Raw genomic sequence first — 14310 nt, 5'->3', positions numbered from 1 at the left:
CCGGCGCCGACCGAGCGCGGTATCGCGCCCATAGAGCTTGCCCAGTTCGGTGACCTGGGTGGTGATCTCGCCCCACTGCTTCTTTTCGGACTCGAGCAGCGCCACCAGATGCGCCTTCTCCTCGCTCAGTGTCTGGTGCTCCCGGCGCAGCTCCATCTCCTCGAGCTTGCGCAGCGAGCGCAGGCGCATGTTGAGGATAGCCTCGGCCTGCGGCTCGCTCAGGGCGAAAGCGGCGATGAGCGCGGCCTTCGCATCGTCTTCCTCGCGGATGATGCGGATGACCTCGTCGAGATTCAGATAGGCGACGATATAGCCGTCGAGCACCTCGAGCCGGCGCAGGATCTGATCGACGCGGTGTCGGCTGCGGCGGACCAGCACATCCTTGCGGTGTTCGAGCCAGGCCCTGAGCGCTTCACGCAGGCTCATCACCCTCGGGGTCGTGCCGTGGTCGAGGACGTTGAGGTTGAGCGGCACGCGGACTTCGAGATCGGAGAGGCGGAAAAGCTGCTCCATCAGGATGACAGCATCCACTGTACGGGCGCGCGGCTCCAGGACGAGGCGGATGTCGTCGGCGCTCTCGTCGCGCACGTCCTTGAGCAGCGGCAGCTTCTTGCCCAGCAGCAGTTCGGCGATCTTTTCGACAAGCTTCGATTTCTGCACGCCGTAGGGGATTTCGGTGACGACGATCAGATAGACACCGCGTCCGGCCTCCTCGGTGTGCCAGCGGGCCCGCAGGCGGAAGGAGCCACGACCGCTGGCATAGGCCGCGGCGATGCTCGCCGGGCTTTCGACGAGGACACCGCCGGTGGGGAAATCCGGACCCGGTACGAAGCGCATGAGCTCGGCCGGCGTCGCGGCCGGGTTCATGATCAGGTGCAAGGCGGCGTCGCACAGTTCGGCGACATTGTGCGGCGGCACCGAGGTGGCCATGCCCACGGCGATGCCCTGCGAGCCGTTGGCCAGCAGGTTGGGGAAATTCGACGGGAGGACCGCCGGCTCCTCATCCTCGCCGTCATAGGTCGGCCTGAAGTCGACAGCGTTCTCGGTGATGCCCTCGAGCAGCCGCGTCGCCACGTCGGTCATGCGGCTCTCGGTGTAGCGCATGGCCGCGGCGCTATCGCCATCGATGTTGCCGAAATTGCCCTGACCATCGACCAGCGGGTAGCGCAGCGCGAAATCCTGGGCGAGGCGCACCAGCGCATCGTAGATGGACTGGTCGCCATGCGGGTGGAACTTGCCGATGACGTCGCCGACGATACGGGCCGACTTCTTGTAGCCCTGGTCGGGATCAAGATGCAGCAGCCGCATGGCGTGCAGGATGCGACGGTGTACCGGCTTCAGCCCGTCACGGGCATCCGGCAGGGCACGCTGCGTGATGGTGGAAAGCGCGTAGGACAGGTAGCGCTCCTCGAGCGCCTGGCGCAGGTCGACGACGCGGCTCTCCTCGCTTGCGGGCGGCAGGGTGTCAGCGTCGGCCATCAGAAGTCTTCCCGGTGCGAATCATGAGGGGAATATAAGGTACGTGGACGGCAAGCCCCACCCTGGCCGGTAGGGCGCGTGCGCCAAGGCCGGCGTGGCGGCAAGGCGGGCCCGACAAAGAAAAAGGCCCCCTTGCGGGGGCCTTCTCGGTGCACGCCACCACCCGCGAGCGGGCGGCGCGCCAGCGCAGCTTAGAGCAGCTGCAGGTTCGTTGCCGACACCTTGCCGTCGCGGCCGGTCTCCAGCTCGTACGAAACCTTCTGCCCCTCGGACAGCGTGGCGATGCCCGAACGCTCGAGCGCAGAGATATGCACGAAGGCGTCCTTGCTGCCGGTGTCAGGCTGGATGAAGCCGAAGCCCTTGGTGGTATTGAAGAACTTTACGGTGCCGTTGGTCATGGTGACCTCTTTCAATTGCTGCCGCCGCAGATTGCAGGCGACAAGATTTCCGTTCCGGCAGCATGCCGGAGCGGCCTAGGACGTTCACAATATCAGGAGGTAGCCAAGCCTGCCGGCGAACCGGCTTCGTCAGGTAGCACGAGACGAGCGAAACGTATGCGCCCCATATGCGCCATTGCCGCCGCCTATACAAGTGCCGCTGACGATAATTCCGCCCGGATCAGTCGAGCGTCGTCAGGTCGTCTTCGGCGACGACGCGTTCAAAGCTCTCCATCTCACTGCGCACGCGATACAGCAGCGGGCCGTTTTCGTGGGGCATCAAGGCAGTGATCCTGCACACGCCGCCGGCGCGGGCCCAGGAGCGGCCGCCTCCCAGCATCTGCAGGCGCTGCCCGACCTGGTAGCGGTGGGCGACGGCGGCTGCCAGAGCGGGCGCGGAGCGCCGCGGAGCGCCGACCATGCCACCGACATGGCTGTCGACCGGCGGCAGCGGCCGGCCGGAAGAACGGGGTTTCGCAGCGACGGATGTCGTGCGTTTGCGCGTGACGGGCACGGCAATACTCTTGAGGGAGTCCAAAGGCGTGATCCTTCGCCGAAGGCTCCGGCGCAACAGAATGCGGCGCCGGTCGAAGCGTGCCAATCAGGCATGCGGTTCTGCCTAGCACACTCCGGCCGTCATTTGCGAGAAAACCGACATTGGCAGGCCCGGGTGCCTGATGACACCGGGCCTGCGAAGCGATGCGACGGCGCTCAGCCCTCCGGGCAGTCGTCGACGAAACGGCGGCCGTAACGGTCCTCGTACACGCACTTGCTCGGATCGTCGCGGTAGCGGCCCAGCAACTCGCCGGCGATAGCGCCCGACACGCCGCCGATCACGGCCCCGGCGGCGGCACCGCCCAGCGTCCCGGTGGTGGCCCCGCCGATCACGGCGCCGGCGGCAGCGCCAACGCCCGCAGCCTTCTCGGTCGTGGTGCAGGCGGTCAGGGCGAACAGCGCCAGAAGCGCGGTGAGGATTAGTGCGATTTTCTTCATGTGTCCCTCCGGGATCGGATTGCAAAGCTCTGGTGCAGCGGTCAATGCCCCCCGGCTCATTCGGTTCCACCACACGAGGCAGGATCATACGCGGGTGTTGCGCCTTGGCAACGCCCTTCCCTGCCAGCGTCCGATCGGATAGAGCTTCGGCGCCAAGGGGACTTCCTGAAATGAGAGAGATCGAGGCGGCGCCCGCGGCGCGCGCCGGAACAGGCGCGGACTCGAAGAACAGCTGGGGCACCGAGGCCCGGCAGAGTTTCACGCTCGCCTGGCCGCTGATCGTCGCGCAGCTGGCGCAGAACCTGCTGTTCACTACGGACGTCGTGCTGATGGGCTGGCTCGGGCCGACCTATCTCGCCGCCGGCACGCTGGCCAATGCCTTCATGGTCCCGTTGTTGCTCACCGGCATCGGCGTCGTCGGCGCCGTGGCGCCACTCGTTGCCCAAGCGCGCGGCGCCGGCAATATCAAGGCGGTACGTCGAATCGTCCGGCAGGGCTTCTGGGCCGCCCTCCTGCTCGCCACGCTGCTGCTGCCGGTCGTGCTCAACGTGAGGGCGGTATTCACCGCTATCGGCCAGGATCCCGAAATCACGACGCTGGCCGAGGGCTACCTGTTTGCCGGCGCCTGGATGCTGTACCCGGCGCTCGGCATCATCGTCATCCGCTCGCTCCTCGCCGCCTACGACGACACCAAGGCGATCCTCGTGATCACGGTGGTCGGCGTCGTCGTCAACGCCTTCGCCGCCTATGCCTTGATGTTCGGCCAGTTCGGCCTGCCGCGCCTTGAACTGCGCGGCGCCGCCATTGCCACCGGGCTGGTCAACGTCGTCATGTTCCTGATCATGCTCGCCTATGTCCTGCGACATAGAAAATTCAAGCGCTTCAATATTCTGGCCCGTTTCTTCAAACCGGATTGGCGCCATTTCCGCGCCATTTTCCGCATCGGCCTGCCCATCGGACTGACGGTGGCGGCGGAAGTAGGTCTGTTCTCGGTGGCCGCCATGCTGATGGGCCGGCTCGGCACCAACGAACTGGCCGCCCATGCCGTGGCGCTGCAACTGGCCTCCACCGCCTTCATGGTGCCGCTGGGCCTGGGCATGGCCGCCACCGTACGCGTCGGCATCGCCTATGGCCGCGGCGACCGCGCCGGCGTCCACCGCGGCGGCTGGACGGCACTGGCGATGGGCACCGGCTTCATGGCCATGACCTGCATCGTGTTCCTGGTCCTCCCGGAGACCCTGGTCGGCATCTTCCTCAACCGCGCCGACCCGGCCAACACGGTGGCGCTCGGGCTGGCCGCCACCTATCTCGGCATCGCCGGAGTGTTCCAGCTCGTCGACGGGGCGCAGGTGGTGGCCGCACACGCCCTGCGCGGGCTGTCCGACACCAAGGTGCCGATGCTGCTCGCCATCCTCGGCTACTGGGCGGTAGGGCTGCCCACCGCCTACGTGCTCGGCTTCGTCCTCGACTGGCGGGGGGCCGGCATCTGGTGGGGGCTTGCCACGGGCCTCGCCGTCGTCGCCCTGGTGCTGGTCACCCGTTTTGCCATGCGCGAGCGGCTCGGCCTGCTGCGCCGGATCAGCGCGCCGGCGTAAGCGGATCGATCCACGTCCAGTCGCCCATGCGGTTGCGCATCCACGTGCGTTGCCGCTTGGCATATTGCCGCGTCGCGGTCACGGCGCGCTCGATCGCTTCCTCCTGCGTGGCCCGACCTGCAAGCCAGTCGGCGATCTCGCGCACGCCGATCGCCTTCATCGCCGGCAGGCAGGGATCGAGGTCCAGCGCCAGCAGGGCCTCGACCTCTTCGACCGCGCCGCTCTCGAACATCGCCGCGAAGCGCCGGGCGATGCGTTCGCGCAGCACGCTGCGCTCGGGATTGAGCACCAGCCGCTCGATCTCGAAGCCGGCGAGCAGCGCCGGCCGGGCCTCGTCCTGGAACGCCGCCAGCGAGCGCCCGGTGGCCTCGAGCACGGCCAGCGCCCGCACCACCCGCTGCGGGTCGTGCGCCTGCAGCCGCGCCGCCATCGCCGGGTCACGCTCCGCCAGCAGCCGCTCGCGCCCGGCGCGGTCGAGCCCGGCCACCTGCGCCTCCACGCGTTGCGTGATCGCAGCGGGGACCGCCGGCACGTCGGCGAAGCCCTTGAGCAGCGCGTGGAAATAGAGGCCGGTGCCGCCCACGAAGAGCAGCGGCCGTCCAGCGAGATCGGCAGTATCAAGAATTGCGGCGACGGCGCGCAGCCAGTCTCCGGTGGAGAAGCGAACGCCCGGCGGCACCGTGCCATAGAGGCGGTGCGGGACCTCACGCATTTCCTCCGGGGAAGGCCGGGCCGTCACCACGCGCAAGACATCGTAGACCTGCATGGCGTCGGCGTTGATGATGGCCGCGCCAGTGCGCCGGGCGGTTTCGAGCGCCAGCGCCGACTTGCCGCTGGCGGTCGGACCGGCTATCAACACCGCCTGTTTCCGGGGCCTCCTGCCCATCAGCTTCCGCCCATCGCGAGACGTATCAATGTCGGTCCTCTGCCTCATCGCCAATCCCGCCGAGCCGGCGCTCGACAGCCAGTTGGTGGCGGCGATCCAGCACGAGACCCACGGCGAGATCAACTGGCTTCACCAGCGCGTCGCCTGCGAGATCATCCGGCCCAAGGCCGTTGATCCGGTCGCAGCCGCCCGCGCGGTCATCGGCTCCCGCCCGGTCGATGCCGCTCACCTGCCGCTGGCGCACCGGCGCAAGCGGCTGCTGGTCGCCGACATGGATTCGACCATGATCGAGCAGGAATGCATCGATGAGTTGGCCGATGCAGTCGGCATCAAGGCCGAGGTCGCCGCGATCACCGCCCGCGCCATGAACGGCGAACTGGATTTCGAGGCGGCGCTGCGCACGCGCGTGGCCCTGATCAAGGGCCTCGAACGCAGCGTCGTCGAGGCCATTCGCCGTGAACGCATCACGCTCGCCCCCGGCGGCCGTGCCCTCGTCCATACCATGCGCGCCTATGGCGCCTACACCTCGCTGGTATCGGGCGGGTTCACGCTCTTTGCCGACTATTTCGCCAAGCGCATCGGTTTCGACGAGGCGATCGCCAACGTCCTCGAATTCGATGGCGACGTGCTCACCGGCACCGTTGCCAGCCCCATCGTCGACAAGCACACCAAGCTGGGCCGCCTGCTCACGCTGAGCGAGGAGCGTGCCATCCCCATCAGCGAAACGCTGGCGGTGGGCGACGGCGCCAACGACCTCGACATGATCCGGGCCGCCGGGCTCGGCGTCGCCTTGCACGCCCGGCCGCTGGTCGCCGCCGAGGCGGACGTGCAGATCGACCATGGTGACCTCACCGCCCTGCTCTACCTGCAGGGCTATTCCGACGACGACATCGTTCGCTGACGTTGCCCGCCTCAGCCCAGCCGCACGGCGATGAAGCGGCTCGCGCCGGAGGGGTCGGTCACCTTGAACAATACCGCCGGCCTGCCCGCCTCCTTGGCGGCGCCGACCAGTTCGTTCACGTCGGCGACGGTCTCGATGTGTTTCTGGTTCACCTCGGTGATCACCAGGCCCGGCAAGATGCCCTTCTGCGATGCGTCGCTCCCCTCGTTGACTGCGGTGACCACGACGCCCTTGACGCCCGCGTCGATGGCGAACTCGCCGCGGCGCTGCGCATCGAGCGGCGCCACGTCAAAACCGACCAGGTCCTGCAGGCCAGGGGCCGGTCCCGCCGGCTCCTCCGTTGCCGGCGGCAGCGTCTCCGCCCCGGGGGTCTGCGCCGCGGCCATCTGCTGCTCGCCCACCTCGAGCCGCCCCAGCGTGATGCGCAACATGACTTCGGCGCCGTCGCGCAGCACGATGACGGGCACGGCCTTGCCCACGGCGGTCTCGGCGACGACGCGCGGCAGGTCGCGCATGCGCTCGATGGTCCGCCCGTCGAATTGCAGGATGATGTCGCCTTCACGGATCTGTCCGTCGGAGGGGCCACCCTTGGTGATGTCGATAACCAGCGCTCCGAAGGCGTTGGGCCGCCCCAGGCTCGAGGCAATGTCCTCGGTGACTTCCTGGATGCCGACCCCGAGCCAGCCGCGCCGGGTCTCCCCGAATTCGGCCAGTTGGTCGATCACCGGCTTGGCGAGATTGCCGGGGACGGCGAAGCCGATACCGAGCGACGTGCCGCCCCGTGCGATGATGGCGGTATTGATGCCGACGACCTTGCCGTTCATATCGAACAAGGGGCCGCCGGAATTCCCCTGGTTGATCGAGGCGTCCGTCTGGATGAACTGATCGTATGGCCCCGACTGGATGTCGCGGTTCCGCGCCGAAACGATGCCCAGCGTCACCGAGCCGCCAAGGCCGAACGGATTGCCGATCGCCATCACCCAGTCGCCGACCACGGCCGTGTCGCTGTCGCCGAACTCGACGAATGGCAGGGGGCGGCCCGCGTCCACCCTCAGCACGGCAAGGTCGGTCTTGTCGTCGGCGCCCACGATGCGCGCCGGCAATCGCGTGCCGTCGGTCAGGAAGATCTCTATCTGCTCGGCGCCGTCGATGACGTGGTTGTTGGTGACGATGACGCCGTCGGCAGAAATGATGAACCCCGACCCCAGGCTGCGCGCCTCGCGCAACGCGTCACCGCCCTGCCCCTGGTTGGGGTTGAGGTCATCGAACAAATCCTCGAGGGGCGAGCCCTCCGGAAACTCGGGGAAGGGCATCCCGTCGCCGCCAGAAATTCGACGGGATGTACCGATATTGACCACTGCCGGCGAGAGTTCCGCCGCCAGTTCGGCCACCGATTCGGGCCCCTTGGCCTGGCCCGGGGCCACGAGCGGCCCCAGGTACAGCACTGCCGCCAGGGCGGTCGCCAGGATCGACGTTCTGCGCAAGTTCATTCGGCCTCCCCCCGCGCCCTCATATTAGCCGCGCACGACCCATAAGAGAACCAGCCCCGCCGCTGCGCAGACCAGGGCGACCGCGCGGAGAGTGGATGCCGGCGTCGCAAGAACCGACGCCAGCAACTTCTTCATCTGCTCGGGAAAGGCCGCATAGACCAATCCCTCGATCACGACGGCAAGCGCAAGCGCCGAGAGAAGCTCGGTCACAGCCCCGTCACTGGCTGGCCGGTGCCGCCTCGACAGCAGGCGCGGCAGCCGGCGGCGGCGCACCGGCTGGCTGCGCACCCTGCTCCGGGACCGTGGCGGCGGGCGCCCCGGCCTCGGGCGCCGCTTGCGCGCCCGTTCCTATGGTCGTGTCGCTGCCGTCGCCGCCGAAATAGCGGAAGAACTCCGAGTCCGGCGACAGCACCATGCTTGTCCCCGCCGCACCGAGAGCCGTCCGGTAGGACTGCATCGAGCGGTAGAAGTCGAAGAACTCCCGATCCTGATTATAGGCGTTGGCAAAGATCAGGCTGCGCTCCGCGTCACCTTCACCGCGCAGAATCTCGGCGTCGCGGCGGGCCGAGGCAATGATCTCCACGGCCTGGCGGTCGGCGATGGCACGCAGCGACTGCGCGGCCTCCTTGCCGCGCGCGCGCAGCAGCGCCGCTTCGGCCAGACGCTCCGCCTTCATGCGATCGAAGGTCTGGGCCGAGACCTGCTGGGTGAGGTCGGTACGCAGGATGCGGACGTCGACGATTTCGATGCCCAGTTCGGCCATTTCCTTGCGCATGCGGTCGCGGGCCTCCCGCATCATCGCGGGGCGTTCTTCCGACAGCGCGGCATTGAACTCGCGCAGGCCGTAGACCTGGCGCAGGGCGGCATCGAAACGGGTAGCGATACGGTCCTCGGCCACCCGCAGTTCGCCCAGCGCGCGTTCACGGAACAGGCGGGGATCGCTGATGCGATAGGTCAGGAATGCGTCGACCTCGTAGAACTTGCCGCCCGAAACCTGCAGCGTCATGTCGTCGAGGTCGTAGCGCAGGAGCCGGTCCTCGATGATCTGCACGGTGTCGACGATATTCGTCGGCACCTTGAAATACAGGCCCGGCTCCTTTTTGACGTCGGTGATCTGGCCGAACCGCATGACGATCGCCTGCTCGCGCTCGTTGACCACGTAGATCGAGGAAAACAGGATGTAGAGGGCGCCGAGGACGACGACGCCGAGAATGATGAGGCGGTTCATGGCTTACTTCGGCTCCGTCGACGTGGCCTGCTTGCGCAGTTCGGGCAGCGGCAGGTAGGGGACCACCCCCGAGCCGCCAGCCCCGCCTTCAATGATCACTTTCTCGGAGTTTCCGAGTACCTGCTCCATCGTCTCGAGGAACAGGCGCTTGCGCGTCACCTCCGGTGCCTTGGCATACTCCTCGTAGACCGACAGGAAGCGGGCGGCCTCGCCTTGCGCCTCCTGCACCACGCGGTTCTTGTAGGCGGCGGCGTCCTCGCGCATCTGGGCGGCCTGGCCGCGGGCGTCGCCGAGCAGCGTGTTGGAGTACTGGCGCGCCTCTTCCTGGAAGCGGTCCTCGTCCTGCTCGGCACGTTGCACTTCATCGAAGGCATCCGCCACCTCGGCCGGCGGCGCCGCATTCTCGATGGCGACGCGCGACAGGCGCACGCCCAGCCCGTAGCTGTCGAGAATGGACTGGGTGATCTGCTGGACTTCCACCTCGATGCCGGCGCGGTCGTCACGGAAGACGTCCTGGGCAGGCCGGCGGCCGACGACCTCGCGCATGGCGCTCTCGCCGGCGCTGCGCACCATGTCTTCGGGATCCCTCACATTGAACAGGTAGGCGATCGGGTCGGCGATCGACCACAGCACGGAGAACCTGACGTCGACGATGTTCTGGTCGCCCGACAGCATCAGCCCTTCGGCGTTGCGGGATGAGCCGGTGCTGGCGGCACCGATGTTCGTCTGGTTCTCCGTTACAGTCACCCGCTCGATGCTTTCGAGAGGCCAGAAATGGAAGTGCAGGCCCGGGTTGCTCAGCTCCAGCGGCCGGCCGAAGCGCAGCTTCACGCCGACCTCCTGGGGATCGATGGTGTAGACGGCGTTGAGCCCCCAGAACACGATGAGGGCAAGGACGGCGCCCACTATGGCCCAGCGCCCGCCCGGCAGGCCGCCCTGGAACTGGTCACGTCCGCGCGCGAGGATATCCTCGAGGCTCGGCGTGCCGCCGCGGCGCGGGCCGCCACCGCCCGGAACCTGCCCCCAGGGACCGCCGTTCGGGTTGCGGCCTCCCCCGCCAGTGTTGTTGTCCCAGGGCATATGAATCCTTCCAGCCAGTGTGAGATATTGCCGCCCTATATAGGGAAGCCGCCCGGTGCGATCAACGGACCACGCCTACCGCCGCTCATAGACGTCGACGCGGAACGTGGTGCTGTCCCGCGCGCTCGGCGGCACGCGCGGCTGATCGACGACGGTCCATGCCGCCGGGTCGATGGGGGGAAAGAAGGCATCGCCCTCCGGCGCCAGCGCCACATGACTGATATAGAGCCGGTCGGCCAGCGGCAGCGCCGCGCGATAGATGGTCTCGCCCCCGGCTACCATGACCTCGCTTGCCCCGTCCGCCTGGGCAATGGCCTGGGCATGGTCGAGCGCGGCCTCGAGACTGTCGATCACGAGGACGCCCTCCGGCTGGTAGCCTTTCGCCCGCGAGACGACGATGTTGACCCGCTCCGGCAGCGGTCGGCCGATGCTCTCGAAGGTCCTGCGGCCCATGATCACCGGCTTGCCGACCGTCATGCGCTTGAAGAAGGCGAAGTCCGAAGGCAGCCGCCACGGGATGGCGTTGCCCGACCCGATGACGCCGTTCTCCGCCACGGCCGCGATCAGCGCGACGGGAACGGTCATGGCGCGCCAAGCCGCTGCAGCGCCGCGCCGTCGACCCTCACCTTCGTCCAGTCGTCCTGCATGACGCCACCCTGAGACTTGTAGAATTCAATGGCGGGCTCGTTCCAGTCGAGTACCCACCATTCGAGCCGCCCCAGGCCCTCCCGCACGCAGCGCTGCGCCAGGTGCGCCAGCAAGGCCTTGCCGATCCCCTGCCCGCGCGCCTCGGGCTCGACGAACAGGTCCTCGAGCCAGATGCCATGCCGGCCCTGAAAGGTCGAATAGGTATAGAACCACAGCGCGAAGCCCACCGGCCTGCCCTCTTGCTCGGCCAGTTCGCAGAACACCTTGGGGTCGCTTCCGAAGAGGTCGCGGAGGACATCCGCTTCGGTGGCCCTCGCCTCATGCGCCAGCCGCTCGTAGGCGGCGAGGTCGGCGATGAACCGCACGATCAGCGCGGCGTCGGCCGCAACGGCGCTCCGGATGGAAATCGCCATGATCAGCCGACGGTCCGTTCCATCGCGTCCATACGCCAGTTGAGGATCAGCACCTCGAGTTCACGGTCCCAGGGCGGCCACCAGTCTTCGGCCTCCATCTCGAAGGTTGTCGGCGAGGTCTTCGTCACCTTGCCGTCCCAGCAGAAGGAGACGAGGTTGGCCGGGCTGCCCTTGTCGACGGTGAGATGGAACCTTTCGACCGGCCCCGACCAGTTGGCCCCGGTGGACCAGATGTAGGAGAGCCAGCTCTCGGAAAACGGCGCGCCGTAACGCTCCTGCGGGTTCGGCAGCGTCTTTTCGACGGCGCGGACAAACGCGTCGTCGGTACAGTACTTGCTGCGATACGCCGCCGCCGGGTCGTAGCCCTCATGGGGCTCGGCGAGGAAGGTCACCGCCACCGTGCCGCCCACGCTCGGCTTGTAGCTGTGTTCGACGACCACCGTCTCGCCAGCCGGAAACTCGGCCTCCCAAGTATAGGTGGACTTGAGCGTCCATGCGGGGAAGAACTCCTTTGTCCAGCCCTGCCCTGAATCGTATTCGAGCGGCACCACCAGTCCGTTTCGGAACAGCTCGGCCTTCTGCGCCTCGTCGAGGGCGTCGAGCGCCGCCAGCGTCTCTTCGCCGAACGGCGTCAGCGGCACAGCCATGCCGCGCAGCAGATCCGTGTATTCGACATTATGCGCAAAGGCGTACTGGTGCAGCGTGGCCGCGACCGGCCGCCCGTCGACAAGCGTGGTGAAACCGAACAGATTTCGTGCGTCCTCCGTCGGGATCGCCACCATGAAATCGGGACCGCCCGTGATGTCCGGCAACGGGAACGCCACCAGCGAGCCGGCATCCTCCTGCCCCTCGTTGCGGAACTCGTACCGGACCCGCACCGCGTCCGGTGAGATGTACAGGTCCTCCGAGACGATCCTCACCGCCTCCGTCCGCACGAAGACCAGCCCGCCGGCGCCAAGCGTCGCCATGGTGTCGTTGGCGCGGGCGGCACCGGCCGGCGCGCAGCAGAGGCACAGGGCGAGGAGCCATCTACCCATCACACGGCGATCTCCGCCTTGATGCCGGGATGCGGATCATAGCCGGTAATCTGGAAATCCTCGAACTCGAAATCGAAGATCGAGTGCCGGTCGGGATTGAGGGTGAGCCGCGGCAGCGGCCGCGGCAGGCGGCCCAGCTGCAGCCGGGCCTGGTCGAAATGGTTGGCGTAAAGATGCACGTCGCCGAGCGAATGCACGAAGGCGCCCGGCTGCAACCCGGTCACCTGGGCCACCATGTGCGTGAGCAGCGCGTAGGAGGCGATGTTGAACGGCACGCCCAGGAAGACGTCGGCGGAACGCTGGTAGAGCTGGCAGCTCAGGCGGCCGTCGGCGACGTAGAACTGGAACAGGCAGTGGCAGGGCGGCAGCGCCATTGCATCCACCTCGGCGGGGTTCCACGCGGTGACGATGTGACGGCGCGACTCCGGCCTGGTCCGGATCGAGTCGACGACGTTGGCGATCTGGTCGATCGTGCCGCCCTTGCCGTCCGGCCAGCTGCGCCACTGGCTGCCATAGACGGGCCCGAGGTCGCCGTTGGCGTCGGCCCATTCGTCCCAGATGCTGACCCCCCGCTCCTGCAGCCAGCGCACATTGGTTTCCCCGCGCAGGAACCACAGGAGTTCGTAGATGATCGACTTGAGATGCAGCTTCTTGGTGGTCAGCAGCGGGAAGCCGGCCGCCAGGTCGAAGCGCATCTGGTAGCCGAACAGCGAGCGCGTTCCGGTACCGGTACGGTCGGGCCGGTCGGTGCCGTTGGCGAGGACGTCGGAGAGGAGCTGGAGATAGGGTTGCATGCCTCGATCCTACGCGATTCGGGGGCGGCGCCGATCCGCGCGGGCGGCTGTCCCAGGCATTTGCATCATCCGCCGGTCATCCCTATATTGGGTCTGCCGGCAACGGCTATGGCGATAAATGGCCATCGTAATAAACCCATCGGACCCGGGGGCAGTACCCGGCGCCTCCACCAATCTCCACCCCGCGCGGGTGGACCCTATGGGGGCGAAACAGGATCGACGAGGGCGTAAAGGGTGTGTTTTCGCTCGGCATGGTACCACCGACATCGGACCATCTTTATAGTTGCCAACGACAACTATGCTAAGGTTGCCGTCGCCGCGTAAGCGGTGCCAGCACCTGAATGAAAGTCCCTCCCTGTAGCAGGGGAACGGCGGGGTCCGCAGGCACCTGGCAACAGAAGCCTGCACCTTCCTGCTTTGCGCTTGAATTGTGCCCCGCCTCGGGCTGATATGCCGTGCGGGATTCCCCCGAGCTGCGAAGAAGGCGTGCATGGCCGAAGATCTCATCCGTTACGACATCCTGGTCCAGGAGGCCCTGCGCGGCGTGGTGCGCAAGGTCCTCGCCGAAGTCGTCAGGGCCGGCCTGCCGGGAGATCACCACTTCTACATCAATTTCTACACCCGCGCCCCGGGCGTACGGCTGAGCCAGCGCCTGCTCGAGCAGTACGATCAGGAAATGACCATCGTCCTGCAGAACCAGTTCTGGGACCTCAAGGTGTCCGAGACCGGCTTCGAGGTGGGCTTGTCCTTCGACGGCATTCCGGAAACCCTCGCCATACCCTTCTCCGCCATGAAGGGCTTCTTCGATCCGTCGGTCCAGTTCGGCCTGCAGCTCAACGGCGAGGCCGCCCCGGCAGCAGCGGCGACGGCCGGCACCACCGAGGACGGCGACGAGCCGCCCTCCCCTCCTCCGGCTGCCGACGCCGGCGGCGAAAAGGTCGTCAGCCTCGATCGCTTCCGCAAGAAGCCGTGACGGGTGCAGAAGCGTTCGCTGGCCATTGCCGGCCACCGCACCAGCCTCGCGCTCGAGCCTGAGTTCTGGCGCGGGCTCGAGGCCATGGCCCAGAGCCGCGGCGTCAAGCTCAACAGCCTGATCCGCGAGATCGACGAAGGGCGCGACGCCCCCAACCTGTCCTCCGCCGTGCGCGTCGCTGTCCTGCGCTGGTACCAAGAGCAAGGCGAACGCCTGGGCTAGAGCGGTTCGGCTCTTTTTTGAATCGCAGGGGATTCCGGTTTTGGGGTGTTTGTGATTCAAGATGCTGACTGGTGAGGAGGCCAGCATCTGATGAGACCTCTTTCCAATGATCTTCGGGAGCGGGTTGTAGCGGC

The 14310-nt window shown here is 67.2% G+C and carries 17 protein-coding genes and 1 other RNA gene; 5 read left to right on the top strand and 13 right to left on the bottom strand.

What is annotated here, in order from left to right:
- The 4 genes from parC to VGD93_RS17020 all read right to left on the bottom strand — a co-directional run.
- The coding region (gene parC, locus VGD93_RS17035) for a DNA topoisomerase IV subunit A (protein WP_395013363.1) at positions 1-1479 on the bottom strand (1479 nt) is incomplete at its 3' end.
- 191 nt (positions 1480-1670) lie between these two features.
- Positions 1671-1877 (bottom strand): cold-shock protein, encoded by a 207-nt coding sequence (locus tag VGD93_RS17030; protein ID WP_395013362.1) that lies wholly within the window; start codon positions 1875-1877, stop codon positions 1671-1673.
- Between the two features lie 220 nt (positions 1878-2097).
- Complete coding sequence (locus VGD93_RS17025) at positions 2098-2454, bottom strand: hypothetical protein (protein WP_395013361.1); 357 nt, start codon at positions 2452-2454, stop codon at positions 2098-2100.
- 173 nt (positions 2455-2627) lie between these two features.
- Positions 2628-2909: a glycine zipper domain-containing protein gene (locus tag VGD93_RS17020; protein ID WP_395013360.1), complete on the bottom strand. Its 282-nt coding sequence runs from the start codon at positions 2907-2909 to the stop codon at positions 2628-2630.
- A 170-nt stretch (positions 2910-3079) separates the two neighbouring features.
- Between VGD93_RS17020 and VGD93_RS17015 the strand changes: the two genes are divergently transcribed.
- Positions 3080-4504, top strand: a complete 1425-nt coding sequence (locus VGD93_RS17015) for an MATE family efflux transporter (protein WP_395013359.1) — start codon at positions 3080-3082, stop codon at positions 4502-4504.
- On the opposite strand, the gene miaA is transcribed toward VGD93_RS17015, so the two are convergent.
- Positions 4488-5390: a tRNA (adenosine(37)-N6)-dimethylallyltransferase MiaA gene (gene miaA / locus VGD93_RS17010; RefSeq protein ID WP_395013358.1), complete on the bottom strand. Its 903-nt coding sequence runs from the start codon at positions 5388-5390 to the stop codon at positions 4488-4490. The two genes, VGD93_RS17015 and miaA, sit on opposite strands and share 17 nt — an antisense overlap.
- 28 nt (positions 5391-5418) lie before the next feature.
- Between miaA and serB the strand changes: the two genes are divergently transcribed.
- Positions 5419-6291, top strand: coding sequence for a phosphoserine phosphatase SerB (serB, locus tag VGD93_RS17005; RefSeq protein WP_395013357.1), 873 nt, complete (start codon positions 5419-5421; stop codon positions 6289-6291).
- Positions 6292-6302: 11 nt separating this feature from the next.
- On the opposite strand, the gene VGD93_RS17000 is transcribed toward serB, so the two are convergent.
- From VGD93_RS17000 to VGD93_RS16965, 8 genes are all read right to left on the bottom strand, one after another.
- A complete protein-coding gene (locus VGD93_RS17000) occupies positions 6303-7781 on the bottom strand; it encodes a Do family serine endopeptidase (RefSeq protein WP_395013356.1) in 1479 nt (492 codons plus the stop codon).
- A 24-nt stretch (positions 7782-7805) separates the two neighbouring features.
- On the bottom strand, positions 7806-7991 hold the full coding sequence (locus tag VGD93_RS16995; RefSeq protein ID WP_395013355.1) for a DUF2065 domain-containing protein: 186 nt from the start codon (positions 7989-7991) through the stop codon (positions 7806-7808).
- Positions 7992-7998: 7 nt separating this feature from the next.
- A complete protein-coding gene (gene hflC, locus VGD93_RS16990) occupies positions 7999-9009 on the bottom strand; it encodes a protease modulator HflC (RefSeq protein ID WP_395013354.1) in 1011 nt (336 codons plus the stop codon).
- A 3-nt stretch (positions 9010-9012) separates the two neighbouring features.
- Complete coding sequence (hflK, locus tag VGD93_RS16985) at positions 9013-10089, bottom strand: FtsH protease activity modulator HflK (protein ID WP_395013353.1); 1077 nt, start codon at positions 10087-10089, stop codon at positions 9013-9015.
- 75 nt (positions 10090-10164) lie between these two features.
- Entirely contained in the window at positions 10165-10674 is a 510-nt protein-coding gene (locus tag VGD93_RS16980) for a dihydrofolate reductase (protein WP_395013352.1), read from the bottom strand.
- The gene (locus VGD93_RS16975; protein ID WP_395013351.1) at positions 10671-11150 is read right to left on the bottom strand and encodes a GNAT family N-acetyltransferase; all 480 of its coding nucleotides are present in this window, start codon (positions 11148-11150) and stop codon (positions 10671-10673) included. Before VGD93_RS16975 ends, VGD93_RS16980 begins: the two co-directional genes overlap by 4 nt.
- 2 nt (positions 11151-11152) lie before the next feature.
- A complete protein-coding gene (locus VGD93_RS16970) occupies positions 11153-12187 on the bottom strand; it encodes a DUF4424 domain-containing protein (protein ID WP_395013350.1) in 1035 nt (344 codons plus the stop codon).
- Positions 12187-12981 carry a thymidylate synthase gene (locus VGD93_RS16965; RefSeq protein ID WP_395013349.1) on the bottom strand — a complete coding sequence of 265 codons (795 nt, stop codon included), beginning with the start codon at positions 12979-12981 and terminating at the stop codon, positions 12187-12189. The genes VGD93_RS16970 and VGD93_RS16965 overlap by 1 nt, the downstream gene beginning before the upstream one ends.
- Positions 12982-13037: 56 nt before the next feature.
- Here VGD93_RS16965 and ssrA point away from each other — a divergent pair.
- The 3 genes from ssrA to VGD93_RS16950 all read left to right on the top strand — a co-directional run bounded on the left by ssrA (position 13038) and on the right by VGD93_RS16950 (position 14176).
- Positions 13038-13390: a transfer-messenger RNA gene (gene ssrA / locus VGD93_RS16960) on the top strand.
- Between the two features lie 81 nt (positions 13391-13471).
- Positions 13472-13954 carry an SspB family protein gene (locus VGD93_RS16955; RefSeq protein WP_395013348.1) on the top strand — a complete coding sequence of 161 codons (483 nt, stop codon included), beginning with the start codon at positions 13472-13474 and terminating at the stop codon, positions 13952-13954.
- Positions 13955-13957: 3 nt separating this feature from the next.
- Entirely contained in the window at positions 13958-14176 is a 219-nt protein-coding gene (locus VGD93_RS16950) for a ribbon-helix-helix domain-containing protein (RefSeq protein WP_395013347.1), read from the top strand.
- The last annotated feature ends 134 nt before the right edge of the window (positions 14177-14310 follow it).

Source organism: Devosia sp., from assembly GCF_036406155.1.
Lineage (GTDB): Bacteria > Pseudomonadota > Alphaproteobacteria > Rhizobiales > Devosiaceae > Devosia_A.
The sequence above is the reverse complement of the archived record's forward strand: the minus strand, read 5'-3'. Positions and strand labels throughout refer to the sequence as shown.